Annotated in this window: 28 protein-coding genes and 1 pseudogene; 3 read left to right on the top strand and 26 right to left on the bottom strand. The window is 69.1% G+C overall.

Annotation, left to right across the window (positions count from 1 at the left end; all coding sequences use genetic code 11):
• The first annotated feature begins 172 nt into the window (after positions 1-172).
• Positions 173-442 (top strand): YrhB domain-containing protein, encoded by a 270-nt coding sequence (locus ACWD3D_RS12175; RefSeq protein ID WP_451460798.1) that lies wholly within the window; start codon positions 173-175, stop codon positions 440-442.
• 132 nt (positions 443-574) lie between these two features.
• Here ACWD3D_RS12175 and ACWD3D_RS12170 read toward each other — a convergent pair whose 3' ends face one another.
• From ACWD3D_RS12170 to ACWD3D_RS12155, 4 genes are all read right to left on the bottom strand, one after another.
• On the bottom strand, positions 575-865 hold the full coding sequence (locus tag ACWD3D_RS12170; protein WP_451460797.1) for a hypothetical protein: 291 nt from the start codon (positions 863-865) through the stop codon (positions 575-577).
• Between the two features lie 417 nt (positions 866-1,282).
• A complete protein-coding gene (locus ACWD3D_RS12165) occupies positions 1,283-4,669 on the bottom strand; it encodes a hypothetical protein (RefSeq protein WP_451460796.1) in 3,387 nt (1,128 codons plus the stop codon).
• Positions 4,645-4,872 (bottom strand): hypothetical protein, encoded by a 228-nt coding sequence (locus ACWD3D_RS12160; RefSeq protein ID WP_451460795.1) that lies wholly within the window; start codon positions 4,870-4,872, stop codon positions 4,645-4,647. The genes ACWD3D_RS12165 and ACWD3D_RS12160 overlap by 25 nt, the downstream gene beginning before the upstream one ends.
• 168 nt (positions 4,873-5,040) lie before the next feature.
• Entirely contained in the window at positions 5,041-5,487 is a 447-nt protein-coding gene (locus tag ACWD3D_RS12155) for a hypothetical protein (RefSeq protein WP_451460794.1), read from the bottom strand.
• 163 nt (positions 5,488-5,650) lie between these two features.
• Here ACWD3D_RS12155 and ACWD3D_RS12150 point away from each other — a divergent pair, with 163 nt between their 5' ends.
• A complete protein-coding gene (locus ACWD3D_RS12150) occupies positions 5,651-5,914 on the top strand; it encodes a helix-turn-helix transcriptional regulator (RefSeq protein WP_451460793.1) in 264 nt (87 codons plus the stop codon).
• Between the two features lie 238 nt (positions 5,915-6,152).
• Here the strand turns inward: ACWD3D_RS12150 and ACWD3D_RS12145 are convergent, their stop codons facing one another.
• The 21 genes and pseudogenes from ACWD3D_RS12145 to ACWD3D_RS12045 all read right to left on the bottom strand — a co-directional run bounded on the left by ACWD3D_RS12145 (position 6,153) and on the right by ACWD3D_RS12045 (position 22,811).
• Positions 6,153-8,816, bottom strand: a complete 2,664-nt coding sequence (locus tag ACWD3D_RS12145) for a hypothetical protein (protein WP_451460792.1) — start codon at positions 8,814-8,816, stop codon at positions 6,153-6,155.
• Positions 8,817-8,827: 11 nt separating this feature from the next.
• On the bottom strand, positions 8,828-9,163 hold the full coding sequence (locus ACWD3D_RS12140) for a trypco2 family protein (RefSeq protein ID WP_451460791.1): 336 nt from the start codon (positions 9,161-9,163) through the stop codon (positions 8,828-8,830).
• A 201-nt stretch (positions 9,164-9,364) separates the two neighbouring features.
• Positions 9,365-10,717: a hypothetical protein gene (locus ACWD3D_RS12135; protein ID WP_451460790.1), complete on the bottom strand. Its 1,353-nt coding sequence runs from the start codon at positions 10,715-10,717 to the stop codon at positions 9,365-9,367.
• Between the two features lie 412 nt (positions 10,718-11,129).
• On the bottom strand, positions 11,130-11,564 hold the full coding sequence (locus ACWD3D_RS12130) for a type II toxin-antitoxin system VapC family toxin (protein ID WP_451460789.1): 435 nt from the start codon (positions 11,562-11,564) through the stop codon (positions 11,130-11,132).
• Positions 11,561-12,292 (bottom strand): hypothetical protein, encoded by a 732-nt coding sequence (locus ACWD3D_RS12125; RefSeq protein ID WP_451460788.1) that lies wholly within the window; start codon positions 12,290-12,292, stop codon positions 11,561-11,563. The genes ACWD3D_RS12130 and ACWD3D_RS12125 overlap by 4 nt, the downstream gene beginning before the upstream one ends.
• Positions 12,293-12,439: 147 nt before the next feature.
• Entirely contained in the window at positions 12,440-13,399 is a 960-nt protein-coding gene (locus ACWD3D_RS12120) for a hypothetical protein (RefSeq protein WP_451460787.1), read from the bottom strand.
• Complete coding sequence (locus ACWD3D_RS12115) at positions 13,396-13,902, bottom strand: DUF6932 family protein (protein WP_451460786.1); 507 nt, start codon at positions 13,900-13,902, stop codon at positions 13,396-13,398. Before ACWD3D_RS12115 ends, ACWD3D_RS12120 begins: the two co-directional genes overlap by 4 nt.
• A 232-nt stretch (positions 13,903-14,134) precedes the next feature.
• Positions 14,135-14,296 (bottom strand): annotated as a pseudogene (locus ACWD3D_RS12110) (magnesium chelatase domain-containing protein); the annotation flags it as partial.
• A 1-nt stretch (position 14,297) separates the two neighbouring features.
• Complete coding sequence (locus ACWD3D_RS12105) at positions 14,298-14,660, bottom strand: YraN family protein (RefSeq protein WP_451460785.1); 363 nt, start codon at positions 14,658-14,660, stop codon at positions 14,298-14,300.
• Positions 14,661-14,845: 185 nt separating this feature from the next.
• Positions 14,846-15,154, bottom strand: coding sequence for a DUF2469 domain-containing protein (locus ACWD3D_RS12100; protein ID WP_003965949.1), 309 nt, complete (start codon positions 15,152-15,154; stop codon positions 14,846-14,848).
• A 64-nt stretch (positions 15,155-15,218) separates the two neighbouring features.
• Entirely contained in the window at positions 15,219-15,707 is a 489-nt protein-coding gene (locus tag ACWD3D_RS12095; protein ID WP_451460784.1) for an NUDIX hydrolase, read from the bottom strand.
• Positions 15,697-16,467, bottom strand: coding sequence for a signal peptidase I (lepB, locus tag ACWD3D_RS12090; RefSeq protein ID WP_451460783.1), 771 nt, complete (start codon positions 16,465-16,467; stop codon positions 15,697-15,699). Before lepB (ACWD3D_RS12090) ends, ACWD3D_RS12095 begins: the two co-directional genes overlap by 11 nt.
• 49 nt (positions 16,468-16,516) lie before the next feature.
• The gene (gene lepB / locus ACWD3D_RS12085) at positions 16,517-17,404 is read right to left on the bottom strand and encodes a signal peptidase I (RefSeq protein WP_451460799.1); all 888 of its coding nucleotides are present in this window, start codon (positions 17,402-17,404) and stop codon (positions 16,517-16,519) included.
• Positions 17,307-18,407 carry a signal peptidase I gene (lepB, locus tag ACWD3D_RS12080; RefSeq protein WP_451460782.1) on the bottom strand — a complete coding sequence of 367 codons (1,101 nt, stop codon included), beginning with the start codon at positions 18,405-18,407 and terminating at the stop codon, positions 17,307-17,309. Before lepB (ACWD3D_RS12080) ends, lepB (ACWD3D_RS12085) begins: the two co-directional genes overlap by 98 nt.
• Positions 18,400-19,245, bottom strand: a complete 846-nt coding sequence (gene lepB / locus ACWD3D_RS12075) for a signal peptidase I (protein ID WP_451460781.1) — start codon at positions 19,243-19,245, stop codon at positions 18,400-18,402. Before lepB (ACWD3D_RS12075) ends, lepB (ACWD3D_RS12080) begins: the two co-directional genes overlap by 8 nt.
• A 45-nt stretch (positions 19,246-19,290) precedes the next feature.
• A complete protein-coding gene (gene rplS / locus ACWD3D_RS12070; protein WP_266709644.1) occupies positions 19,291-19,641 on the bottom strand; it encodes a 50S ribosomal protein L19 in 351 nt (116 codons plus the stop codon).
• A gap of 130 nt (positions 19,642-19,771) precedes the next feature.
• Positions 19,772-20,593 (bottom strand): tRNA (guanosine(37)-N1)-methyltransferase TrmD, encoded by an 822-nt coding sequence (gene trmD, locus ACWD3D_RS12065; protein WP_451460780.1) that lies wholly within the window; start codon positions 20,591-20,593, stop codon positions 19,772-19,774.
• Positions 20,593-21,201 (bottom strand): ribosome maturation factor RimM, encoded by a 609-nt coding sequence (rimM, locus tag ACWD3D_RS12060; protein ID WP_451460779.1) that lies wholly within the window; start codon positions 21,199-21,201, stop codon positions 20,593-20,595. Before rimM ends, trmD begins: the two co-directional genes overlap by 1 nt.
• A gap of 186 nt (positions 21,202-21,387) precedes the next feature.
• Positions 21,388-21,627, bottom strand: a complete 240-nt coding sequence (locus ACWD3D_RS12055) for an RNA-binding protein (RefSeq protein WP_014153811.1) — start codon at positions 21,625-21,627, stop codon at positions 21,388-21,390.
• Between the two features lie 2 nt (positions 21,628-21,629).
• Positions 21,630-22,061: a 30S ribosomal protein S16 gene (gene rpsP / locus ACWD3D_RS12050; protein ID WP_266709635.1), complete on the bottom strand. Its 432-nt coding sequence runs from the start codon at positions 22,059-22,061 to the stop codon at positions 21,630-21,632.
• Positions 22,062-22,217: 156 nt separating this feature from the next.
• Positions 22,218-22,811 (bottom strand): hypothetical protein, encoded by a 594-nt coding sequence (locus ACWD3D_RS12045; protein ID WP_328719172.1) that lies wholly within the window; start codon positions 22,809-22,811, stop codon positions 22,218-22,220.
• Positions 22,812-23,599: 788 nt separating this feature from the next.
• On the opposite strand from ACWD3D_RS12045, the gene ACWD3D_RS12040 reads away from it, so the two are divergent.
• A complete protein-coding gene (locus ACWD3D_RS12040) occupies positions 23,600-24,481 on the top strand; it encodes a methyltransferase domain-containing protein (protein WP_451460778.1) in 882 nt (293 codons plus the stop codon).
• Between the two features lie 57 nt (positions 24,482-24,538).
• Here ACWD3D_RS12040 and ftsH read toward each other — a convergent pair whose 3' ends face one another.
• Positions 24,539-26,467, bottom strand: a complete 1,929-nt coding sequence (ftsH, locus tag ACWD3D_RS12035) for an ATP-dependent zinc metalloprotease FtsH (RefSeq protein ID WP_451460777.1) — start codon at positions 26,465-26,467, stop codon at positions 24,539-24,541.
• Positions 26,468-26,645: the final 178 nt, after the last annotated feature.

Genomic DNA, 26,645 nt, shown 5'->3' with positions numbered 1-26,645 from the left:
GACCGCCATCGCGACCAACTTCTACTGCTCGAACAGCCCTGGCGTACGTCCCTGAGGGCTGTCGTTACAACCGGATTAGGACGGCTCCGACGCCGTGATCACACCAGCCACATCAAGATCATCGCAGGCCGGTTAGGGTGCCTTCTTCTAGCCGACGGACTGGAGACGGATGATGGAACAGGACGAGGCCCTACAACTCGCGGCGGGGTTCCTCGCGCGCAGTCAGCGCGATGACGAACCGCCTCTCGCCATCGACGCGGAGCGGGTCCGTGAGAGCAACGGGCTGCTGATCGTGCCCTACAACTCTGTGCAGTACCTCGCATCGCGTAACGCGAGAGAGCAGCTGTTGGACTGCTGGCCCATCCTGGTCGAACTTGCACGTGGAGACGTGCGGTTCGGGACCCTGGACGAGCGACATCTGTGGAGGAGCCCGAGCATCTGACGAGGCTGCGGCTGTCCTCCACCGCAGTTGCGGGACAGCCCTTAGGTCGTCGGGCCGTCTGGTGTGAGACCTACTGCGGGAGACGCAAGCGACGCTGGCGCCTCCCGCGCGGTTGACAAGCCAGTCAGGTCGTCAAGAAGTTTGTCCCCTGGATCCCTCGGGTGCGGTCCCCCGCTTCTGTTCGGTGAGTTGGATTTCGAGGTCGGCGATGCGCTTATCGGCGAAACGGACGTTGTCGCGGGCGGCGGACAGCTTCCCGGTCAGGCGGCGGGAAGTCCTCGGGTTCAGCGGCCGCGTCGGCACGGCCACGATGACCGGCACCCCGGACATCACCATCCCGCGCTGTCTCGCCCCGTCGGCGTCGATGTCGTACAGACCAAAGCGGAACCGCGCGGCGGAGGGAGCCGGAGTAATGGTGCTCAACCATGAAGGTCTTCGATTCCTTCTCCGCAGCAGCTCGACCGCGTACCGCGGCGGCGAGCCCGCCCTCACCAACGTGACGGAAGGAGTGCCGTCGACCGTTCCACCGTTGGCACCAGTCGGAGACGGTGGGAACCTCGGCGAAGCCATCGATCGGAGGGGCGTCTTGGACGGTAGTCACGGCCGCGAGCGCGGCGCGCTGGTAGCGTGGTCAGCAGAGCGGCAACACGTGGAAACTGTCCGCAGAAGTCGTGGTTGCCGTCCTTGCTCAGCGCGGTCCCCGGGGCGACGCCCTGTATCTCGCATGCCGCACCAGCGCGAGTCCCGAGTACGGGTGGTGAGGACGATGACACATCCCAGGGCCGCTGCACGAACGGGGCGTGTGTCAGCCACCCGAGCAGGTGGGTAAGAATGCCTGGGTCACCGCTTGCGGGGCTTGCGGCCCTGCTGGCGGGTGCGCGTCGGGGGCCGCATGCCGTCCCAGGCCACGAACGCTGCGGTCAGCAGTCCGGAGGACGCGGCGGTGTGGAAGTGCTCCGTGAAGGCCTGCGGTGAGGCGAACGCGGCACGCTGCTCCGGGGGTTCTTGGAGCATGAACCCGAACCCGTAGAGCACGAGGACGCGTTTGCTGGTGGAGGCCGCCTGGTGCCACCGGGGCGGCAGGTTCGTCAGGGCGCGTGCCCACACGGTCCCGTCCTGGTCGCGTAGTTCGATGCGGTTGCCGCGCTGGCACAGCCGCCACTCAAGAAGCGCGGGGATGAACATGGCGTCAGGGATGACCCGGCGAAAACCGGCGCCGCTTATGCGGTGAACCTGGTACTCCATGGCAGGCTCCCCGGTCAGGGACATCGCGGTGAGCATGTAACGCGGCTCCACCAGCACGATCGGTGTTCTGGGGCCCTGCCCGCCGTCCGTGCGGCCACCGTCGTTGTGCGGATTGCGGATGACGCCGAGCGTCTGGAATGGAGGCTGGCCGCTGAGGGCGCAATGGACATCGGCCAACGCGGCCTCGGCGGTCTGGCGGAGGTAGGCGCTCTGTTCAGGGAGCATGCGCTCCAGGTCGAAGATCTTCTCGCCCCGTGCGTGCACATGGACGTGGATCTGCTTGCTGGTCATGGCCGTGATCCGTCCCAGCAGGGCCCGGAAGACCTGCTCCCACGGCGCAGCCGCATGGATGCCGCCGGCGTCGAAGGACTTGTCGCGCAGCCCGACGATCAGAGGGATGAAGGCGTCCGCGTCATGGCGCGCGGCGGCATCGACCGCCTTCAGCAACGTGAACCGGGCCCGCTCGTGCTCGCGCAGTGCGGCATCGAGATGCTCGACGCCGCACTCGGTGAGCACGCGGTGCAGCAGTCCTGCGGCACCCTCGTCGGTGGCCTCGATCCACACCAGCGCGCAGGCGAGACCGACGTTGTGGACGAAGTCCTGGACGGAAGAGCGATACAGCGACCGCGCCCCGGTGTAGGGGAGGAACGTCTCGAACTCCGCTTCGGCCTCCAGCCAGCGGCGCTGGTAGACGAGCGCCTCGATGAGGTGGCGTGCGACTTCCGCGCCGTGGAAGGAGCGTGCGTGGCTGTGGGGGGAGTGGAAAGGCTGGCTGCGGGCGAGGCGTTCGACTCCCTGCAGATCGCCGTCGCCGAACAGGCGGGCAATCTGCTCGACCTCAAGGTGCTCGGTAACCGCAGCGGTCTTGGGCAGGCGGTCGGTCAGCGTTGTGAACGCCTCGAGCCCGGGGCGCAGGCGCGGGTCGTCGGGGTGGGCGTCGGCAAGGTTACGCAGGACGATGAGCGCCTGCGTGGCCAAGAGCGCCGCGGCCGGCTCCCCGTCGGGTTCACCGGGTAACTGCTCGATGTACTCCACCAACGGCAGCAGCAGACTCACGGCCTGCCCCACCGGATCGGACGTGTCATGGTGCGCGTACATCTGGGCCAGTGAGATGCGGGTCTGCGCGATCAGCAACTGGCTCGCGTCGGCCACGTCCTCAAGCCAGTCGAGTTCCAGATGCAGCAGCCGCATCGCCGGGGCCATGCGCCCCTGGACGTACTCGAATCCGGCGAGATTGCCGATCAGGTGCGCGGTGTGGTTGTCCTTGACCTCGCCGTCCTGGACGTGGCCCGCCAGGGCCGCCGCGTGCGGGGCGATCTCCCAGGCCAGGTCGCCGTCGTCGAATTCGAGGGCCGCACCGAGCCAGCGGGCGGTGTGGAAGGCGCCGCGGGAAAGCGCCGCGTCCGCCGGGGCGCCCTGGGTGAGGTGCTGGCGCAGCAGGTGCTGCAGGACGGTGTTCATCGACACCGTGTCGTCACTGCCAGCGAACGCAGAGAAGCGGGAGCCGAGCGGCTCGTCGTAGCGCAGGAAGGACACCTGGATCAGCGCCCGGATGATCTCGCGTACCGGGACAGTGGCTTCGTCCAGGACGACGGCCTCCTTGCCCGCGGGCACAATGTCGGGCGAGATGAACGCACAGGCCATCGCCAGGTGCACCGGGATGCGCTGGGCGGCGAAATGGCACAGGAATCCCAGGACTTCACTGACTTGGCTGGGCAACTCGCTTCCGGCGTCCGCAGTGTTGTGGGCCAGACGTTCCAGGCTCAGCTCGACGGTGGCGGCGAGGGTCCGCGGATAGCCGGACGGCTTGGATCTCTTGTCGGCCAGGGCCCGATCGAGCAGGAGAGTACGGAAGTGTTCCAGACGCTCGACGGGGATCTTGCAGGTGCGCATGTATCCGCAGGCCAGCTCAATGGCCAAGGGCCATCCCTCCAGGGCTTCGGCCAGAGCGTCCAGGTCCTCGCGCCAGGTGGCAGCCATCTGGTCGTCCAGGCGAAGGCGGCGGGTGAGGAGTTCGAGGGCCTGCGCGTGGTTCATCCGGGACAGCGCGACGCCGGGCACGGCGTGCCAGCCGGCGCTGTCGATCGAGGTGAACAGCACATCGCCGCGGCCCAACCGCGGGATCCACTCATCAACTCCGGCGGGGGTGGCGTCGTCGAAGACGAGCAGCCAGCGCCCTGGCAGCGCCGCGAGCAGCTCATGAACCTGCTCGCGCAGGTAGGAGGTGCTCGCGGAGGACGGACCGTCGTGCGTGTGCCCGTTCAGGTGCCCCCAGATACGCCGGAAAGATCCGGTCAGGGTCTCTTCTGTTTCCGCCTTGGCCCACAGGACGAGGTCGTAGCGGTCGGCGTGGGCTGCGACGTACGCGGCGGCCGCGCTCGACTTCCCGATCCCCGACAGCCCGAACATGACACAGGACTTGACCGACCGCTCGCGCGGGTCGGACGAGGCCAGGGCTTTCGCGATCTCGGCGAGCACGACCGGCCGGGGAATGTCGGGCACGGGCGCGAGCGGGCCGAACACGCTGCCCCAGTCCTGGCGCCCCAGCGCGCGCACCAGCACGTCGTCCTCCACCAACGCGGCGTCGGTGAAGTCGGCGATGCTCCAGTACGCCTGGCTGGGGTCGGCCGCCCGGCGCATGATCTCGGCGACCAGATGCCCGGTGATCAGTCCCGCCGAGCGGCTGCCGAGGCCGGCACGACGGCGGGCCCGCCGATCGCGCAGCCGCTCGTGCAGGTCGCGGCGGATGCCCTCGGCCTCGCGGGCATCCACGACAAGCCGGGCGCGCGTCAGGCGTTCAAGGTCCCGCTCAGACAGGGCCGTCAGGCGGGCCGTGGCTGAGGAGGCACGCTGCAGCAGCTGCGCCAGCTGCGACCTGAGCTGACCAGGGCCGGCAGGCGGAGCATCAAGGATCGCGGCCAGGGCCCGGCAGTTGCGGTCGGGCAGCGCAGCCGTGATCAGCTCGTACCGCTCGGCCTCCACCTTGCAGACCAGTCGCCGTCCCTGTCGACCAGGTCGAAGTCGACCACATCGACGGCCGAAACCGAGGCCGTGTCCGCGGGCCCCTCGATCCGGCAGCCGTGGACCCGTTCCTGATCTGCTGCGGTCAACATCGCTTCGAGCGTGCGCAGGTACTGGTACTGAAACCCGCGGGCTGCCACCCGGCCGCCGTCCATCCGCACCATCGAACCCCCTGTCCGTCCAACACCGCTCAGCTCAAAGGAGGTTAGCGAGAGCCTGTGACAATCACCCCCGCCGTTCCCGTGGTACGCAGCAGCACCACCGGCCGGCACGGGGCCCGACACCCCGGCAAGGCCATCCTGATTCCCGGCACAGCCGCGATCCGGCAGTGTTCACAGCGACTCGATCCACTCGCCAGGCTCCTCCAGTACCAACAAGACGCCGGCCGCCGGGGCGTCGCGAGCCGTGTGGGCACGCGACGCAGCGGGCTCCGGGACGGTCGCCGCCTGCGGAATCGCGGTTGCGCAGGCGGCGCAGGTGTCGGCAAGGTGCCAGGTCCGGCCCTGGCCCGCCCGGATCAGCACCAGCCGCAGAGCGCCGTTGCACGGCCCTTGGCGCCGGTGCCAGACACAGGACCGCTCACGGCACTGACACGTCCGCAAGTAGGGCTCCACACCGGATTCCCGCACGTGGCGCGCCAGATGCCGCCGCATCTCCTTCCCTCGCGGGACACCCGCCACGGGAGCTGGCCCGGGGCAGGCGCTGCACATCAGCAAGGGCCGTCCGGCCGGACTGCTGATGGTGACCGTCCAGGCGCGCGAAGGCAGGGTGGTGGTCATCAAATCCCTCCTAGCCGTCATGGATCGCCGCCGGCCTTCGATCCGTGCGACGCACCGAGAGAGTAGTGCAGACCTCTGCCCTTACAGGCTAGCCCTGTATCGCCACAAAATAGGGCAGAGGTCTGCACTGTCAGGGCAGGGGTCTGCACCGTCGGATGGTCGGGTGACGATCTTTCCGCCGCCGGACCCCGACCCGACGGCACTCCGGCAGGCCCTGGCCCGGCACCGTGCCGACCGGGGCTGGAGCTACGACGAGCTCGCCGCCCGCAGCGGCCTGTCGCGCCGCACCCTCATCGAGGTCGAGCAGGGCCGCACCATCGGATCGCTGGGCACCTGGCACGCCCTCGCCCACGCCTTCGGTATTCCGCTCGGCGAGCTCCTGGATCCCCTGTGTACGAGCCACGAGCGTCCCGGCACCGAGCGCTGATGTGAGGGCCCCCAAGCCCACCCGAAGGGGAAATGAGGCTCGGACACCTGTGCCACATTCGAGCATCCGACCCTCTCCTGCCCGCTGCCCGCGGGCGAGAAAGAGGGCGTAGGCCGGGGCAGGCCCTGCTCCCGAACCGGCCGGCGCCAGCATGGTCCCTGCCTTCCGGGTGACTTGGCGGTTCCGCGCCCGAGCGCCTCGTACACCGACGCCCCGGCTGGCAAAGCCGAAAGGTCGACTACCAGGGGACGTTGCGGAGCGAGGGCGCCTCGCCGGGAATGGGCGTGCGGGGCTGGAGTCGGCCGAACCAGATGCGCCAGGTGAAGGGGAGGCAAGCGATTCCCGGGACGCAGAATGCGAGCCACACTAGCCACGCCGGAGGGAAGTGGCTGGGCAGCGGCCAGGCGTCGTGGAACAGGGTGCCCAGGCATACGTCCATGAGCACGACGAGTGGCGGGCCGATCCAGGTCGCCCCGGCTGTCCAGTCCAAGCGGCCGCTGCCCCAGTACGCGGCAAAGATCATGCTGAAGCCGACGTGCGCGGGGATATAGAGCCAGCCGACCCATCCTTCGCCCAAGCCGTTGGAGTAGGCGACGCCGACCGTGGAGGCAGTGATGGCCAGCAGGTAGAGCATGCTGACCGTGGTGAACAGCACCCTGACCGGCCAGGTCACGGCCGGTTTGACCATGATGTAGTGGCGGCAGTCCGGTAGCCCACTGCCGCCTGACACCTCGGCGTCCCCCACGCCCGTGCCGGTGTTGGTGTTGTCGAGGAGTGTGGTGGGGCTGATTTCGGCGGCCACGCAGTCCTGGGCACGCTGCACCAGGTCGGCCGCCCGCTCATAAACGGCGGTGTCCGCGCCGGGCTCGGCTGCGCGGACACTGACCGCGTGCCGGGTTCCGTCCAGCCAGTGGGCGGCATCGTCGGTGTCCAGTTCAGCGGCGACCCCAACCGCCAGCGGCAGCAGCTCGTCGGGGGCGGCGGCCACCGCGCGGTGGGCTCCCTCGGCAAGCGCGGGGTCCTTGGTGCTAACACGGGCGACGACGTGGAGGGTCTGGGTGCGCTGCTCGACCTTGAGGGTTTCATGCTGAAGGAACTGTTCGACGAATTCGTGTCCGCTGTCGATCTCGACCTCGGTGAGCAGGGCTGCGGCCAGCGGCTCGCCGACCGCACCCCAGTGGGCGCCGTCGGTGCTGGGGTAAGCGGCGGTGAGAATGTCATCCAACGCGGCAAGGATTCGCTGGTCGGGTGGGGCCGAAGGGCCGTAGCCGCTGTGATGGGCGTCGTACCCGGCGCGGATGACGGCCTGCCCATCGCGGGCGGTGGCCGCCCCGGCGAGGAACTGGGCGGTGATCAGACTGCGGATCAGCTTGGTGTCCACCGCTCCCTGCGGGAGACGGACCTCGGCGATCTTGCGGACGTAGTTCTCCTCGTGCGCCAGGAGCACGTCCAGGGGATGGTCACGGTCGGCGAAGGTCGGGTTGGCGTGGACCAGGACGTCGGCGAGGGCCGCGATGTGGTGGTAGATAACCGGATGCGGACCCGAGTTCGCGAGGCGGGCGCCGTAGTCGTTGGGCGCATCCGCGAGCGCGCCCTCCCGCCAGCTCTCGTCCGCCTGCCCGGCAAGGCGGAGCTGTTCGATCCGGTGCGCGAAGTCCGCCTTCGCGCTCTCGTAAATGTCCGCACCGGGCAGGCCGTCATAGGCGTCGTCGGGGGAGACGGCGAAGGCATGGGTGGCGGGGCCGGCATGCAGGGCGCGCAGTTCGCGCTGTTTGGACGGCCACCAGCCGTCCCGGCGGCGGGCCAGGAGAAGGACTCGCACCGTGTGGCCGTCATGCTGCGGAGCCAGGGCCGCGAGCAGGTCGGCAATTTGACCATCCCGGCTCTCGGCCAGGTCCACGATCACCAGCAGCGGATAGCGGGAGGAGGCGAGCAGACGGTAGCCGGTGGAGGACGGCCGGTCGGTGAGGAAGCCGCCGCTCCACGGACGCCGGTCAGCGTCCTCGGGCAGGGGGGCGGCCAGGCGCTGTAACACCTCGGCGAGCAGCCGGGTTTTGCCGGTGCCGCCCAACCCGGTCAGCGCGGCGACGTCCACCCGGTGCGCCGTGCGGCACCAGGCGGCGATCTCGCCGATCAAGGGGGACATGCCGGTGAGGGTGACAGTGCGGGCATGCGGGTCGAGCAAGTAGGTGGAGGACAGCACCGGTTCGGGCGGCCCGTGCAGCAGCGGCCGGAGGTCGGCGGCCTGAAGCCGGGGCAGCATGCCGGTGTGCCCGGCCACCGCGCTGCAGAAGCCGTCGGCGGCCAGCAGCTGGGAGACCGGCAGGGCCATCAGGCTGCGATCCCACTGCTTGTCGACCGTACGCACCAGTCCGATCAGTAGCCCTTGGCAGGTAACCCCGGCTCCGGACAGCCCCTGCCAGTTCTCGTAGAAGCGGGGCAGCGACCCTGCCACCTCGAACCCGTACAGCATCGAGCGTGATCCGGTGTGCGGTGCGATCGTTCCGTCTACCGTTTTCAGGTCGTCGACGAGCCGCTCCGGATCCGAGCCGGCTTTGCGGCGCATGGCCTTGGGGAAACCCGACATGGTGCAGTGCGGGCGGTGACCCGGGTCGCTGCACACCAGCTCGCCGAACCGCACCGTCGTCATCCCCGCGCCGACCCGGTTGCGGTCTGCCTCCAGCAGCGCCGCATCCAGTCGAGGATCGCTCCACACCACGCGGGCCTTGGTGAACTCGGTGTGGACCAGGTCGCGGACCCGCACCTGGCGGGGTGTGGGCTGGGCGACGTGCAGGGCGGTCAGGACCAGGCCGGGGGCGATGAGGTAGCCGGTGCCGTAGGACTCCTCACCACTGCCCGTGCCCTGTACCTCGACGGTGCGCCGTTCCGATCCCCCGATCATCGGCGTGGCGTCTAGTCCAGGCCCAGTCCGGCCAGGGACCCGCCGCGGCCGCCCGCCGTGTCCCCGATCTCCAGGTCGCTCCCGTCCGCGTGAGGGGCGACGCTGAGGGTGACCGTCATGCGGTGCGTGGCGCTCTGTGAGCGTTCCCCTTTCGCGTCCGTGGAGACGACGAACGCCTTCACGCCGCCGCCCGCCGAAGCGGTGTGCCGCAACTCGATCCCCAGATCGAGGACGACGTCCTTGACCGTAAACCGGATCGGCGAGCCCGTCCCGTCGCACTGGGCTGCGGCCAGCCCGTCACGCACCGCCTTGATCGCATCCGACAGCTCGGTCGGCCCCAACTCCATAGATCCCCCTTGATCGTTGACGCACTGCACCAGTGCGCCCCCGAAGGAGGAGGCGCGAAAGAGCACCGCCAGCCGAGTACCGCCCGCCGCCGACACGATCCCGCCCCCTGCCAATCTGGCCCGGTCCGCGCCCCCTTGGCCGGCGAGCGGCAGGAGCGCAGACCAGGCCGCGGCGCCGGGCCTGCTCGGCATCACACTGGTTCACTGACGGCCGGGCACCCCGGCCGGGGTCCGCATGGCGGTGCGGTCGAGTTCCTTGAAGAGCTGCTCACGCAGCTGGGTGCGCGAGCCGGGGATCTGCAGGCGGCCGTAGGGTGTCTCGAACCGTGACAGGTGTGTGCGGATGCGCTGGTAGAGGTCGGGGTGGCGGCGTACGAGCTCGTCGTAGGCCTGATCGCCGGCCCTCTTGAGTAGGGCGTGGCTGGGATCGGTGCGCTCGGCCAGCGACAGGCCGTCGTTGAGCGTGGTGATCAGACGTACGGCTTCAGCCCGGCGTTGAAGCAGCGCGGCGAACAGCCTCCGTCGGGCGTTGAGTTGCTCCAGCTGTACGGTGGTGCGGGCGGTGGGTGTGCGGGTCAGGTCGGTGAGGTTTTTGGTATGCGGGTTGCCCGCGCTGGGGGCGACGGCACGCAGCATCTCGTTGAGCTGATCGCGCCAGCGGTTGAGCACTAGCGGATGACACAAAACGTCATCGCGCTCGTCCTGGCCGCCGGCATCGGCGAGCAGCAGCTTGGCAAACGCCGACTCGTCGAGGGCGAGAACGGCGCGGACGGCGTCGTTGAGCGGGGCGATGAGCCACCCGTTGTCGATGCATCGGGTGATCTTGTCCTGGATAGTCCGGATCGGCGCAGCTGCCGAAGCGGGCACCCCCGCCGCGGTCGCGATCTCAAGGACCAGGGCGTCTTTCTCGGCACTGAGGTAGCGGCCGAGCCAGGCACGTGCGACGCGCCGTGAGTCGTCGGTGGCGGCCGGAAACGGCAGCACCCCCGCGGTGGTGAGCTCCTCGACGCGCTGGGCTTTCAGGCGCCGCTCCGCTTCCCGCAACTGCCGCCAGACCGCATCCTGCTGGGCCTTCAGCGACTCGGCGCTCTCATCGCTCCGGCCGGACAGGACGAGCATCTCGCGTCTGATCTGCCGGTCATTCAGCGCGTAGGTGAGGGCGTCAATGCTCTGCTCGATACGGTCCGGGCCGTACAGCAAATCGTCGAGACCGGTGCGGCGCAGCCCGCACGCCTGCGCGGTCACCACTGTCGCCAGGTCCAGGAAACTGACGTTGACCAGGTCCGACAGTTCGTGAAGGGGCAACCGCCACGGCTGTGGATGCGGCACTCGCACGGCGCGCAGGCCCGCCCCGTCGAGGACGGGGCCGCTGCGCCGCTGCGCGGCCCGGTGGTGGGGTTCGGGCAGGTCGAGGGCGAAGCGGGTGTTGAGGTAGCGCAGGGTGCGGCCGCGGTGCAGCGCCGTGGTCGGACGGTCTCGCAGCGTGCGGCACAGGGAATGGCGCGGGGCGTCGCAGGTTGGGCACACGATCGTCGCGATGTCCGACGAGGTCACGTTCCACCGAGCCTGGCGTGTTGGAGGCATGGGTGGGCACGTCTGCTCGTCAAGAGCTGTGTCACCGAAGTGGGAAGGCATGCGCAGCAAGCTGCCAGTCACACAGCAGCAACGGTCTCGGACGCATCTCGCCGGTCATGCGGACGAGTGACACAGTGCGCACAACTGTCCGTTCCACGATTGCCAGTGCGAGTCCTGATCGTGTTAAGGACCGTTCGGGTCTCGCCAGTCACCGCGGCGGGACCCGAACGGTCCTTCGTCAGATCGCCTTGCTATCGACGACCCTCAATCGCTTACCCGTCTGCGTCGGCAGTAGGGCGATGAGCGCATTCACCGACTCCTGCAGTGCCGTGACCTCGCGGATGAGCTCCTCGTGATCATGCATTCGCCTCGGGCTGAGGTGGAAGCATGATCACGAGGGAGAGGTCGCTTGGAGTCCGCGGTTCTCTGCATGCTGACGAAGCCTGTCGTCATAGGTGACGAAGCTGGTCAGCGACGGTCCGAGGACCATCGCACTCGCCAAGTGAATCGCGTCCAGAGAACGGATGTTGAACTCCTCCAGAGCCCCCGCCGCCTTGAGCACAGCGGCGTCGACAGCCAGCTGGTCAGTCGCGTCAAGACGCTTCTCGGCGGCTTCCAGCAGCCGGGCAAATGTAGGCTCGTCCAGAAGAGCCTGTCCTTGAGGACCACAACGACCTCGCCGGATGACTCGCGCTACTTCAGTTATGGCGAGCTCCGAGGTGACGTGCCTTTGCTCGGGGCGCGCTTCGAGGAAGGCGACCAAGGCGTCTGTCTCCTTCTCTCGGACGATCAGCTTGACCAGCGCGCAGGAGTCCAGATAGATCAACTGCGCTCTCCATCTCGCGCCTCAGTCAGAGCTTCGCTCAGCGGTCTCTCGAGCCCATCGATGTCGATGGGCTCGATCGGAGCCGGCGTTCCACGTCGCAGACGCCCCTGCTTGAGCAGGTCGTCGAGATGTTGTTCGGCCTCCGTCGCCGGCATCAACCAACCCACGATTTTGCCGTGATTGGTGACACGAGCGACTTGCCCGGTCTGGGTCAGTTCGCCCAGGACCTTCCCCGGGTTGCGCAGTGCTCTAATCGGAACGTCGGTGAGGGACATACCTTCCGCGATCCGTTCACGCAAGCGGCTGAGCGTCTCGGCGTCGAGCCCTTCGAGCATGGCCGCACCCACCAGGAGAGCCCTTTCAGACGCTCTGATACCTTGCCCAGCAAGATCATCAAGGCCGGGCAGAGCCAGCTGGCGCTCGTGCCGGGCGGCGAGCACTCTGCGGAGGGTCCGACGAAACTCAGGACCAAAGCCGTTGGCACGATATGTCTTCATCTGGACGAGTAGGTCCACGTCAAAGGGCATCGGGTCAACGCTTGTTCCGGCGCTATAGCTGCCGAGCACGACAAGATGCGCATCATCGGCACGCACGATGTCCATGTGACCTGCGGGGATATCACCGAACAGCTCTTCGAGCGAACGCTCGATTTGACTCACGACTTCAGACTCTTCCGCTGCACCGTCAAGGCTTGCAGCCAATCCCGGGACACGCTTGTCCTCAGCCATGCATCCAGACTAGCCCGCGTCAGACGCTTTTCGCGAGCGTCTGACAGAGCGGTCCCTCACCTTGAGGAGTGCATAGGACTGATGCCGAGTGATGCGACCTCACGCTTCGCCGAGCTCTCAGGTTCTCGAAGTTTTGCTGAGGATCGACTATTCATCTTCGTCGAGTTCGCTCCCGGGCGGGAGCTGGGACTGCTGACCAGCGACCTCGATGAGTCGATAGCGCCGTTGGCTCCGCTTGCCTGCAGCCGAGCGCAGAATGAAGCTCTCGAGGGCGACCTCGACTTCCTCATCCAGGTGGGCCTTGACGATGCTCACCAGGGACTCGTCAACGAAGCCGTGAATTTCAGCGCCTGCTGGGGTCTCGAAATAGAAGATCTGCCTACGCGTCCGCAGTCCGTCGAGACGTCCCTGCATCCGCACGATCTCGCGTTCTTCCCGGATGATGTTGAGGCGGTCACGAAGAGTCTCTGCTTGTCCCGCGGAGAGCGAGGAAGCGATCCGTTCTCCGCTGCGACGCTGGACGGCCAGGCTGATGTCGAGGTGCGGGTTGGGCAGCTTGGAGATCAAGTCGGCCACAGCTCGTCGCACGACCGGTGATGCACTGAACAGTGAGTCCATCGACGCGTCGTCTTCGGGGCCTTCCGGAAGGGCGCGAACCAACTCGACGGCACCGATCTCGGCCCACGACACCCCGACGGACGCCAATCCGTCTAGGTCTTCATCCGCTGCGGGCACATGCGGCTGCAAATCGACCACGATTGATCCGGCCGAGGAAGCTGCGACGTCCAGCCGCGCGAGTTCGAGGTCCAATGGCAGCAGCTTGACAACATCAGCGAGACGCGCCCGTCGCGCCTTGGCCAGACGAGCCACAGCCTTCTGCACCCGCTGGAGAAAGTCTCCTACCTCGTTAGCTGAGATCAAGCCCCCGCTGGTCGGCTCCGCAAGGCGGAAGTTCAGTCCCGGGCCGGCAGCGGTCGGAAGCAGGCCGAGGCCGCTGAACTTCACGGCTGCCGCTTGAAGGCCCGACCGGGTGAGCCGGGAGAGCGGATCACTGCCCTCGGTCGTCTGCAGGGCACGGGCATACATGTCGCGCAGATCGTTACTCACCAGCTCACCTCCAAATAACCCTTGATAGCTCCGGGAACAAGCTCACCGTCGGGCCCCTTCACGCTGGACCAGGTCGCGTCCCAATACTCCTCCTGCTCGGAGATGCCAGCGACCAGAGGGAAGCTGTCGATCAGCCCTCCCATGGGCTGCACCCGGTTCGCCCACAGCTGCGGGCTACCGGACTGGACCTGCTGGAGGGTGAACAAAGGGACAAGTCGCTCATGATCCTTGTCCGTCAGCGGGAGTGTCGGATCGATCAAGACAGCAAGATCCAGGTCCTCCGGCGGCGAGACCTTATGGGAGCAAAAGCCACCATCCACCCAGAACGTTCCGCGTTCAAGAACGTCCGCGAGCATGTCGGCATACAGCTCGAAGGCCCGGAATATTCGCCTCCGGCGCTCCACATGCGGGGCCCGGTCCACGAAGATCTCTTTGATCTCAGCCAACGTTGCAGCGTGACGTCCTGGTGGCAACAGGCCACTTTCCGTGAGCGCTGGAATCACGTTCCCCCCTCAGCGCCGGCGTGACCGGCCACTCCCCATCCCAGACGGCCACCCTAGCCACGCAGCCACCCGCCAGAAATAGGAACGTCAGTATCGAGAGGGAAACGCAACTCATGGTCAATCCAAGGCCCTGGCGCAAGCACAGCCGCCGCGAGACCAGCGGGCACAGCACCGCACCTAGCCAGACCGAAGCACGAGGCAAGATCTCTGAACACAACAACTTGACAGGGAAGACGACGGCCGCCCTGACCCGATCCCTGCTCTCGACCAGGCTCTTGTCCGGCAGCCCTACCAGCGTGAACGCCGCGATTCCGGGTTCCAGGTCCGCCTGGACCTCCACCACCACGCCCTCCACGCCGACCAGGGCGACGGAGCAGGCTCGCGCGAAGCCCATCTCAGGCCACCCCCCGGGCGTGCTCGGCGACCGGGCCGCCCCGCCGGGGCACGATCACCCCGACGAGGTCGATGCGCACGCCGCCCCGCGGCGGCCCCCCGTGCGCGTCGAGCCACAACTCCGCGAGCCGCCGGAGCCGTTCCGCCTTGGCCGGGGTGATGGCCGCCATCGGGTGCTGGTACTCCACCGATCTGCGGGTCTTCACCTCGCACACGACGAGTGCGTCACCGTCGCGCGCGACGATGTCGATCTCTCCGGCCCGGCAGCGCCAGTTGCGCTCCACCACGGCCATGCCCGCCCCGGTCAGCAGCCGCGCCGCCAACTCCTCGCCGTACCGCCCGAGTGCTCCCCGTGCGTTCTTCATCCGGCACCACCTCCGGCACCGACTCTGCGCGGGACGGCCGATCCTTGTGGATCTTGGTGGACAACTTCCCGGATGTGGAAAACCCGGCCACCCCTGAGGATGACCGGGTCGCCCGGATTGACAGCCCGGGGAAACGATCCGTCACATGCCCCGGCAGGGCGCCTCGCCCTCTCGCCGGGTGACGGTCAGCCGCCCGGGAGTTCGAGGTCGCTCTTGTTGAGCTCCTCGATGTTCACGTCCTTGAAGGTCAGCACACGCACCTGCTTGACGAATCTCGCCGGCCGGTACATGTCCCAGACCCAGGCATCCGCCATGGACACTTCGAAGAACACCTCCCCCTGGACCGAGTGGACCTGCATCTCGTAGTCGTTGGTGAGGTAGAAGCGACGTTCGGTCTCGATCACGTATTTGAACAGACCGACGACGTCGCGGTACTCCCGGTAGAGCTTCAGCTCCATCTCGGTCTCGTACTTTTCGAGGTCCTCGGCGCTCATGGCATGCGTCCCCTTCAGCCGTGCGTTCCCCCATTGTGCTGCAGCCGGTGACGCCCCCGGACGTTCAGGCGATTTCGGGGGCGAGAATCTGCGGAACTCCTGGGGAACCCTCGTCGAGCAGCGTGCGCAGCAGTTCGGCGAGCTTGGTCGGATACACCGTCTCACGGGTCGCCCGCAGTTCGGCGGAAGTCCACCACCTGAGACCCGCGACGCTGCGGCGCTCCAGTTCGGTCAGACCTCCCAGGTCGGTGGCGGTCCGTTCCGTTCGCGCGAGAAAGTACCACTCGTCCTGTTCCCAGCGGCGGCCGTCGAAGGGGAAGGAACACCTGCGCTTCCAGAGGACCGGGCCGAGCTCGATGTCGGTGATGCCGGTCTCCTCGGCGAGTTCGCGACGGGCGGCCTGCTCGTGGCTCTCGTCGCCCTCCAGCCCGCCCCCCGGGGTGAACCACCAGGTCTTCGAGGGGTCTTCGGGTTCGAAGCCGTGGACCAGCAGAATCCGGTCCTGCGGGTCGAGGAGGACCACCCGCGCGACCGTCCGGATCTCAGTGGGCACCCGCCACCGCCTTCGCGGACCTGCCGCGCCGCGCCCACGCGGCCACCGGCCCGTAGGCACAGCCGCCGAGGATCAGGATCATGCCCAGCACCACGGCCCAGAGCTGGAGCGTCAGCGGCCCCCGGGACGAGATGCCGCCGGGGAGCGCGGCGAACCCGTCCGCCGGGTCGAGCATGGCGCGGGACGGCCAGGCCACGGCGTCGACCCTCGCCTGGACCGTGTCGCGCGGCACCGAACCCTGCCCCTCCTCCGCCAGGTGGACCCGGGAGTCCAGGGAGGTCGCGCGGTTGTCGCCGAGCAGGAAGAGTTCCCCCTCGGGAACCTCCGCGCTGAATTCCGACGAGGCAGCCGGGGCGGAGTCCCCGAGGCCGTCGCCCGTACCCGCGGGCTTCTGCAGATACGGTTCCTCGATCGGCACGTCGTCGACGGTGAGCCGGCCCTTCGCGTCGCAGCAGACCACGGTGTCGCCCCCGATCCCGATGACCCGCTTGACCATCGGGGAGGTGCTCCACACCTTGTCCGTGAAGACCACGACGTCGCCGCGCCGCACCTCGTCGCCCGATATCCGCTGCGCCAGCACCTTGGACCCGGACGCCACGGTCGGGGCCATCGAATCGGTCGGCACGGTGTACGGCCGGTACACCAGCGCGGCCCAGGCGAACCCTCCGAGGAAGAGCACACAGCCGACGGCCACGACCAGACCCGACAGCACACTGCCGAGCCGGCCGTGGCCGTCTCCCGTACGTCCTGTTCCACTCATCCCAGCGTCCCCCATCGGAGATCGACAATCGCTGATCCGAGTCGGCACACTACCCGTCGGTACGCCCGCTGGTCAGCCTCCGGCGACGCCGGAGGACCAGGGGCAGCGCTCCTGCCACCCCGAGCGCGGCCGGAGCGGCCGCCGCCGCGGCGTTCAGGCCGGACTGGTCGAAGGTGCTGGGGACGGGCAGCGTCGCCCAGCGGTTGACGGGCCAGGCCACCAGCACGGCACGGCCGACGACATCGTCGACGGAGACGGTTCCCTGGCCGGGGAGGTTCTGGTGGTAGCGGGAGTCCAGAGAATTCTGCCGGTGGTCACCCATGACCCAGATCCGGCCCTCGGGGACCTTGATCGGGCCGAACGGCTTGTCGTCGCAGGGGGTGTTGCCCGGGTAGATGAACGACTTCTCGTCCAGAGCCTTCCCGTTCACCGTGACAGGGCCGTTCTGCTTGCACTCAACCGTGTCACCGCCCACCGCGATGACCCGCTTGATCAGGTCCTTCTCCTCGGCGGAGGGCATGAGCCCGATGAAGCTGAGGAACTTTTGCGCGATGTTCGGATCGGGGGTGGCCGTACCCTCCAGCCAGCCGCCCGGGTCGTGGAAGACGACGACCTCTCCGCGTTCGGGTTCGGAGCCGAACCACGGGGTGAGCTTGTCCACCAGTACCCGGTCGCCGCGCTGGAGCGTGTCCTGCATGGAGTCCGAGGGAATCGAGAACGCCTGGACCAAGAAAGTCTTGATCAGCAGGGCCAGGACGAGCGCGATCCCGATGAGGAGCGGCAGCTCCTTCCAGAAGGAGCGCTGCCTGGGGCCTCCGGCAGGACCGTCCGGGGCGCCGTCATCCCCTGTCCGGTCCACCGCCGCCCGGGACGGGTCCCCGTCCCCTCCGGGCCGGTCCTCGGGTTCGTCGTGTCCGGATCGTGCGCCGACCGCCAAATCCCCCACATCCACTCCTCAATCCGTGCCACGGCCCGCGCCGGATGCGACGCAGGCCCATCACTCCCATAACGAGCGGGAGTTCCGCAGGGGTCGGGAGCGGGATCATTCCGTAGGGATCCTGGTGGGACACACTATGCGAGACACCGGGTGCGGCAGACGCTCCCGCCGCCGCGTCCGGCACCCCGGCGAACGCGTCGCGCTGCCCCGGCGTGGCCCAGTTTCCCACCGGCCAGGCGATGACCACGGCGCGCCCCACGACGTCCGACAGTGGCACAGTGCCGTCGAAGCCGTTGCCGAGGTGGTAGCGGGAGTCGGCGGAATTGGACCGGTGGTCGCCCATGACGAAGATCCGGCCCTCGGGAACCTTTACCTCGAATTGGATGGCCGATGGCACATCCCCAAGGTTCAGGTAGGGCTCGTCGACGGCCACCCCGTTGACCGTGAGCCTTCCGTCCTTGCCGCAGCACTTCACGGTGTCGCCGCCGACCGCGACCACGCGCTTGATCAGGTCCTGTTCGTCGGCGGAGGGCAGCAGCCCGATGAAGGTGAGGAACTCCTTCGCCTGCCGGACGCCGGGCGGCGCGGTGCCGGCGTCGGCCGTCCCGTCCTCCCCCAGCCAGCCCCCGGGGTCCTTGAAGACCACCACGTCGCCCCGCTGCGGCTCCGCGTGGAACCACGGCGTGAACTTGTCGACCAGAACCCGGTCACCGATCTGGATGGTCTGTTCCATCGACCCGGAGGGGATCACGAAGGCCTGGACGACGAATGTCTTGAGGAACAGCGCGATGAGCAGCGCGAACACCAGCAGGAGGGGTACCTCGATCACCCGGGACCTGCGGCGCCGCCGCGCGACCCGCCGCGCCAGTTTCCGGCGCTCGGCCCGGGTGGGTGCCGTACGGTCGCGCCCGGTCCCGTCCGGCCGCGCGGACTGGTCCGCGTCCACCGCTCCGTACGAGGCGTCCTCGGGCGCCGGGCGGCTCCCCCTGCCGCGGTTACCCATGCGAGCCGTCCGGTGCGGGTACGTCGTCGAAGGCGCCGCCGGAGCCGGTCGGCGCTCCCGCCCGGCTCCAGGGCCAGCCGATCACTTCCACCCGTCCGATCACCCGGTCCACCGGCACCATTCCGCCCCCGGGCTCCCCGAGGTGACTGCGTGAGTCGCTGGAGCGGTCGCGGTGGTCGCCCATCATCCAGAGGGTGCCGCCGGGCACGACGATGTCGAACGGCACCCGGGACGGGGCGTCTCCGGCGTGCAGGTACCCCTCGTCCAGCGGGGTGCCGTTCACCTCCAGCCGGCCGTCACGGTCGCAGCAGACCACATGGTCGCCGCCCACTCCGACGACCCGCTTCACGAAGTCGGTGTCCGGCGGATCGGCCAGCCCCAGGACCGCGGCGGCCCCGCGCAGCAGTCCGGTGACGGGGTTCGGGCCCGCCGTGTCCGGAACGAAGGAGCCGGTGCCGTCAAAGACCACCACGTCTCCCCTTTCCGGCGCGGAGCCGAAACGGTAGGCCAGCTTGTTCACGAGCACCCGGTCCCCGACCCGCAGTGTGGGCTCCATCGAGCCGCTCGGGATGAGGAAGGGCTGCACGACGAACGCGCTGAGGAGGAGTACGGCGGCCGGCAGGGCGGCGCAGATCAGGGCCGCCCGCCGCAGCGCCGGCCTCCGCACGGTCCGCCCGTCGCCGTCCCGGCCCGGCTCACCCGGCTCACCCGGCAAGTCTCCGGGGTCGGCCGGCCCGTCCCCGGGGCTCCCGGAACGCGTAAAGCGCGACCCCTCCTCCGAACCCTTCGCGGGTCCGGAGGAGCGATCGCGCTTCGTGTGCTGTTCTTCCGTGTCCATCGCGGCCGAAGCCTATCCGGCCGCGCTGTGGACGTCGGTGTCAGCTCAGCGGTCGCGCTTCTCCTTGATCTTCGCGGCCTTGCCGCGCAGCTCACGGAGGAAGTACAGCTTGGCGCGACGGACGTCACCGCGGGTGACGAGCTCGATCTTCTCGAAGATCGGGCTGTGCACCGGGAAGGTGCGCTCGACGCCGACGCTGAAGGAGACCTTGCGGACCGTGAAGGTCTCGCTGACGCCCGCGCCCTGGCGGCGGATGACGATGCCCTTGAACTGCTGGATACGGGAGCGGTTGCCCTCGATCACGCGCACGTGGACGTTGACGGTGTCACCGGCGCGGAACGCCGGAAGGTCCGAACGCAGGGAGGCGGCGTTGACGCCATCGAGCAGGGAAGCCATTGTGTCTGCTTTCTTCGCCGATGCCACAGGTCATCGACGGGAATCGTCTGGAAGATCGAATGTGCTGATCACGTCGGGCGGACGTCGTTCCCCCTGTGGCAGGGGCGCCCGTCGGACGTACAGCAGCTGCTCATTGTTCCACGTCGGACGGCCTGCGCCAAAATCGGCCACCGGGCTCCGGTGCCCAGCCGAGGATGGAGAGGATCTCGCGGTCCTTCTTGTCGAAGTCGCTCGCGGCACAGCGTTCGATCAGATCGGGCCTGTTCAGCGCGGTACGGGCGAACGCCTGGTCCCGGCGCCACCGCGCGATCTTCCCGTGGTGGCCGGTGAGCAGCACGTCGGGGATGGGCCGGCCGCGCCACTCGGGGGGCTTGGTGTAGACGGGGCCTTCCAGCAGATTGGCCATGGCACCGGGGGCGAAGGAGTCGTCGCGGTGCGATTCGGCGTTGCCGAGGACGCCGGGCAGCAGACGGGCCACGGCCTCCGTGACGACGAGCACGGCCGCCTCCCCACCGGCCAGGACGTAGTCCCCGATGGAGACCTCCACGACCGGCATGCGGGTGGCGTACTCCTCCATCACGCGGCGGTCGATGCCCTCGTACCGCGCCGGGGTGAAGACCAGCCAGGGCCGCTCTGAGAGCTCGACCGCGAGCTCCTGGGTGAAAGGGCGTCCGCTGGGCGTGGGCACGACCATGACCGGGCTGTGCGCGCCGGTCTCGTAGCCGTCGGCGAGCACCTGGTCGAGGGCGTCGCCCCAGGGCTCGGTCTTCATGACCATGCCGGGACCGCCGCCGTACGGGGTGTCGTCCACCGTGTTGTGCCGGTCGTACGTCCACTCCCGCAGGTCGTGGACGTGCACGTCGAGGCTGCCCCGGGCGCGGGCCTTGCCGACGAGCGAGACGTTCAGCGGTTCGAGGTACTCGGGAAAGATCGTGACGACGTCGAGACGCATTACGCCTTGCTCCCCGCGTCGGCCCCGTCGGCGCTGCCGCCGGCCTCCTCGTCGCCGCCCTCGGCCTCCTCGTCCCGCGCGGAGGCGACGATCGCCTCGCTCGTGTCGATCAGACCGGGCGGCGGGTCGATGACGGCCCGCTGCTCCTCCAGGTCGATCTCGGTGACGATCTCCTCGACGAAGGGGATCATCACCTCGCTGCCGTCCGGGCGCTCCACGATGAACAGGTCCTGCGAGGGCAGGTGGGTGATCTCGGTGATCCGGCCGATCTCGGTACCGTCCGCGAGGACCACGTCGAGGTCCATCAGCTGGTGGTCGTAGAACTCCTCCGGGTCCTCGGGGAGTTCGTCGGGGTCCACGTCGGCGATCAGCAGGGTGTTGCGCAGCGCCTCGGCGCCGGTCCGGTCGCTCACGCCCGCGAAACGGAGCAGCAGCCGGCCGCTGTGGACCCGGCCGGTCTCGATCGTGAGGGGTCCGACTCCCGCCGGGTCGGTGGCGAGCACGGCACCGGGGCCGAGTCGCAGCTCCGGCTCGTCCGTGCGGACCTCGACGGTGACTTCGCCCTTGATGCCGTGGGCGCGGCCGATCCGCGCAACTACCAACTGCACGCTGATTCTCCGATTGATGGGGCGGACGCGGGCGTCCGGCGTGAGCCGGGCGACAGCGCCGGGGGTACGGGAGGGCCGTCCCGGGCACCACTGGGCCGTGTCCGACGCGGCCCCGGGGCCGGAGCGACGACAAGGGCCGGGGACGGCTGTGAAGCCCTCCCCGGCCCTGGCCGGTGTTCAACCTTTTCAGCGCACCTGGTCCACGTCGACGAGGTCGACCCGGATGCCACGGCCGCCGATGGCGCCCACGACAGTGCGCAGAGCACGCGCGGTGCGGCCGTTGCGGCCGATCACCTTGCCGAGGTCGTCGGGGTGTACCCGGACCTCCAGCACGCGTCCGCGGCGCAGATCACGCGAGGCGACCTGCACATCGTCGGGGTTGTCGACGATGCCCTTCACGAGGTGCTCGAGAGCCTCCTCGAGCATGCTCAGGCCTCGGTCGACTCGGCAGCGTCGGCCGCCTCGTCAGCCTTCTTCTCGGACTTCTTGGCCTTCGGGGTGATGGCTTCACCCTTGGCCTCGTCACCGTCGGAGGTCAGAGCCTCGAACAGCGCGCGCTTGTCAGCCTTGGGCTCCGGCTGCAGCAGCGGCGCGGGGGCCGGGAGGCCCTTGTGGGCCTGCCAGTCACCGGTGAGCTTCAGGATCGCGAGGACGGGCTCGGTCGGCTGGGCGCCGACGGACAGCCAGTACTGCGCGCGCTCCGCGTTGACCTCGATGCGGGACGGGTTCTGCACCGGGTGGTACAGGCCGATCTCCTCGATGGCCCGGCCGTCACGGCGGGTACGGGAGTCGGCGACGACGATGCGGTAGTGAGGCGAACGGATCTTGCCCAGACGCTTCAGCTTGATCTTGACTGCCACGGAAGTGGTGTCTCCTGGTCTTGACGGGATTGGGCACAACAAAATGCCACGTGGGGTTGTGGCACCCGAGGTGCCCGATGGACGCGTCAGCCGGAGGAGAGAGGGGTCCTGTGCGACTGTCGAGTGCAGCTGTCCATTGTGCCACACGCCATCGGCTCACCCCACCGCGACGGTGGCTTCCGGAATCCGGAACGGCTTGCCGCAGCCGCCGCAGACGATCGGCGCCTGGGCGAGGACCGAGGGGACGACGCGGACGTTGCGTCCGCAGTCGCAGACGGCCTTGACGCGGACTCCACCACCGGACGAACCGTGCCGGGCGGCGGGGCCCCGGAAGGACCGCTTGGTGTCGGCGGCCGTCGCCACGGTGTGCGCCTTCAGTGCGCGCTGGAGGCGTTCCGCCGTGGGGCGGTATCGCCTCTTGGCCTCCGCGTCGAGGGTGACCAGCGAGAAGCCGCTGCTGGGGTGGGGCTCCTCGGTGTGGTCGAGGCCCAGCTCTTCGGCGATCGCGAGAAAACGTCGGTTGTGGTACCTGCCGGCGCGGGAGGTGTCGCGGACACCTCGGGCGGCGGCGATGCCGTGGACTGCCTCGTGGAGCAGTCGCTCGAAGGAGAGTTCGGCGCCACAGGCGGACGAAGACTCTCCGATCAGGGACTCGGGTGCGGCGAGATCGGGCAGCTCGGGGTGGTACCGCTGAATGTCGGCCCACGCCTGTGCCAGCTCTGCGGCAAGTACAGGTGGTGTCGTGCTCACGTCGTGATAACGAGCCTGAGGGCCCCGGTGTTCCTATTCCGGGCCATCCCAAATAATTTGCACGTACCAGCCGGTTGGCGGCGATGCCCCGTGTAGGCGGGCGGGTACGCCGAACTGCGGAGAAGGCGCACAGCTCACACCAAGGTCGTACGTAATAACACGTAGACACTCTCGTCGGGGGCTCGTCGGGGTGCACGGGTCCGTACCGCTTTCGCACGCTTTCGCGCACGGCTCGGAGCCCGGGTCCGGCCGGGGCGCCAGGGGCCGGGAACCGAAGCGGGAGACGCGGCTCACGCCCCGGTCGGGGCGAGGCTATCGGGCCCGCCCCTCGAACGGAGCACCGGCCCCGTCCACCGCCCCGTCCACGAACCGGCGCACGCTCGGGCCGCCCGCCCGAGCCCCGCGACCACCCTCGTGACCACGCCCTACGCGGGCGGTGGGCGCTCGACGTGCTGCGTTCCGCGTGTCGGGTAAGACTGGGCGGAAGGAACGGGAGGCTCGCGTTCCGGACGTTCGCCCGCCCCACCGCGGACCGCCGGACCGCGCGGCGCCACCCGGCGGACCGCAGGGTCCGCGAAGCTGATCGGTACCGCCTTCCCAACGGCGAGAGTCGGCGGTGCGGCGCACCCCGCCCGCAGAGGGCGCACAACCAGGGCGCGCAATGAATGACCCTGCGCCCCCTGGACGCGGCGGCTGATGCGCAGTTCCCTGACATGGGGATGCGGACGCCCGCACGCGGGGCGCCCATTCGGGCACGACCGAACCCTCTTGGCGATTGGGGTACATCCATGACACCAACGCTCGTCCGGCACCACAGGTACGCGGACACCCCCGCTCCGGTGGACACCGGTACCCGTGCCCGCGACTGGGCAGAGATCCAGGAGCGGATGCTGTCACCGCTGTACGAAGCGGTCTACGAAAGGCTCGAAATCGGGTCCGGCACCCGCATGCTCTCCCTCGGCTGCGGTTCCGGGCTCGCCCTGCTGATCGCGGCGGCCCGCGGGGCCCGGGTCACCGGTGTGGACACCGACCGCGACCGGCTCGCTCTGGCCCGGGAGCGGCTGTTGCCGCCGGGGGCGGAGGGACCCGCAGGGCGGTCAGGACCGTACGGTCCCGCCTTCCCCGCACCACCGCGGCTGGTCGAGGGCGTCCCGGCGGCGGCCCTCACGGACGGAGCTCCGTACAACCTGCTCACCGCCTTCGACCCGATCGGCTGCGCGGCGGGCGACTCGGACGGGCTCACCCCCGCACTGGAGGCCGCCGTACCGCTGGCGGCCCGGGGCGCGACGGTCGTACTGACCGGGTGGGGGCCGCCCGAGAGGTGTGCCACGGCCGCCGTGCTGGAGGTGGCGGACCGGCTCGCGAACCCGTCCGGCGGGGCGCGCTCCGACGCCCGGCGCCCGGCGCGGCGGGACGATCTGGAGGAGGTCGCCTCCCGGGCGGGGCTGAGACCGGACGGTTCGGGCCGGGTGTCCTGCCCGTTCGGCTACGCGAGCCTGGACAGCGCGGTCCGCGGGCTGCTCTCGACGGGGCTCTTCGACGCGGCGGTGGCGGCCACGGACTCCGGTCAGGTCGCCAAGGAGATCGCGGAGGCACTGCATCCGCACCGGCGGTCCGACGGCACGGTGTGGATGCCGAACGTCTTCCGCTACCTCGTCTGCGTCTGCTGAGATCCGCCCGCGCCCCGTGGCGGCGTGCCCGTTCACACCGCCACGTGGCGCGCCCGTTCACGCCGGGTGCGGCTTCTCCAGCCGGGTGACGCCCGCCGCGCGGTACGCCTCCGCCTCCTCCAGCGTCTCGTTCGCCAGCAGCGCTTCGGCGAGCGAGTCGAGACGGTCACGGTTCTCCCGCAGCAGTCGGCAGGCGTCCTCGTAGCACTCGTCGACGATGCGTCGCATCTCCTCGTCGATCGCGTCCAGCGTGGCGGGCGCCGCCGACAGCCCGTACGCCTGCTGGGCGTCGGCCGGGATGGCCGTGAGCCTGCCCACCCGGTGGCTCATCCCCCACCGTCCGACCATGCCCCGCGCCAGGCTGGTGACCTGCTCCAGGTCGCTCTCGGCGCCCGTGGTGATCACGTCGTAGACCACGTGTTCGGCGGCCATGCCGCCGAGTGCGCCGATGATCCGGCCGCGCAGGTAGTCCTCGGTGTACGCGTACTTGTCGGCGTCCGGCGTGGAGAGCGTCACGCCGAGAGCACGGCCGCGCGGCACGATGGTGACCTTGCGCACCGGGTCGGCGCCCGGCTGGAGCATGCCGAGCAGGGCGTGGCCGCTCTCGTGGTAGGCGGTCCTGCGGCGTTCCTCCTCCGGCATGACCAGCGGGCGTTCGGCGCCGAGCTGGACCTTCTCCAGGGCCTGGGAGAGGTCCGTCTGCTCGACCTCGGACCCCTTGCGCTTGACGGCCAGCAACGCCGCCTCGTTGGCGAGATTGGCGAGGTCCGCGCCGGTCATCCCGGGGGTGGAGCTCGCCACCCGGGAAAGGTCGACACCGTCCGCGAGCGGGATCTGCCGGGTGTGGATCCTCAGGATCGCCTCGCGGCCGCTCCGGTCCGGCGGGCTGACCTGCACGACGCGGTCGAACCTGCCGGGCCGGGTGAGCGCGGGGTCGAGTACGTCGGCCCGGTTGGTCGCGGCCAGCACGATCACGCCCTCGGAGCCGGAGAAACCGTCCATCTCGGTGAGGATCTGGTTGAGCGTCTGCTCGCGCTCGTCGTGACCGCCCATGCCGGCGCCGCCGCCGCGGACGCGGCCGATGGTGTCGATCTCGTCGATGAAGACGATGGCGGGCGCGACCTTGCGGGCCTCGGCGAAGAGTTCGCGCACCCGGCCCGCGCCCACTCCGACGATCATCTCGATGAACTCGGAGGCGGAGGCGGAGAAGAACGGCACCCCGGCCTCGCCCGCGACGGCACGCGCCAACAGCGTCTTGCCGGTGCCGGGCGGCCCGGCGAGCAGGACGCCGCCCGGCATGCGGGCGCCCATCTTCCGGTAGGCCTCGGGGTTCTTCAGGAAGTCGACGACGTCGTTGAGTTCGCCCTCCACCTCGTCGATGCCGGCCACGTCGGCGAAGGTCGTGCGGGTGGAGCTCTCCAGGGCGACCGGTTTGGGCGGCGCCTTGCGCCCGAATCCGCCCAGACCGCCGCCCGGCCCGCCGCGCGACATCCGCCGGGCGATGAACACCCAGAGCAGGACGAGGAGCAGCATCGGCGCCAGCGAGATCAGCAGGTTGGCGAGGAAGCTCCGCTGCTGGACGACCGGCTCGGCGGTGACGGTGACGTCGTCGTCGACCAGTTCGTCCCAGAGGTCGTCGTCCGCGAAGGCGGGCCGCTGGGTCGTGAACTTGGTGTACTCGGTGTCCTCTCCGGGGACCTTCGCCTTCTTCTTGAGCTCGCCCTGGATGGCGTCGCCCTTGGAGTAGATCTTGGAGACGTTCCCGGCGCCGACCTGCTTGGTGAACTCGGTGTAGGCGATGGTCGGCTCGTCGTCGCCGTTGAAGAGGGAGAGCACCAGGTTGGCGAGGAGGTAGACGATCAGCGCGGTGAGCAGCAGTCGTCCCCAGCCGCCGGGCATCTTGCGCCGCTGCGGAGGGGACGGGGGTGCCCCTTCGGAACGCCAGGGCTGGTCGGGGCGATCGCGGGGAGGTACGGGGGTGGTCACACGCTCTCCTCTGCCGACGACCGTGAGTGGCGATATTCGCGACATTAAGCGAGGAAGCGTCCCATAGCCCCTGGAGAGTCCGCCCCATGGGCCGTACGCGGCACAACCCGGCGGCCTCACCCGGAGACACGGCCCGCGGCATGCGAGAAGGGGCGCGCACCGTCGCGGTGCGCGCCCC

Source organism: Streptomyces sp. NPDC002690 (assembly GCF_053592415.1).
Note: the sequence above shows the minus strand (reverse complement) of the source record. Positions and strands in the feature narration are given on the sequence as shown.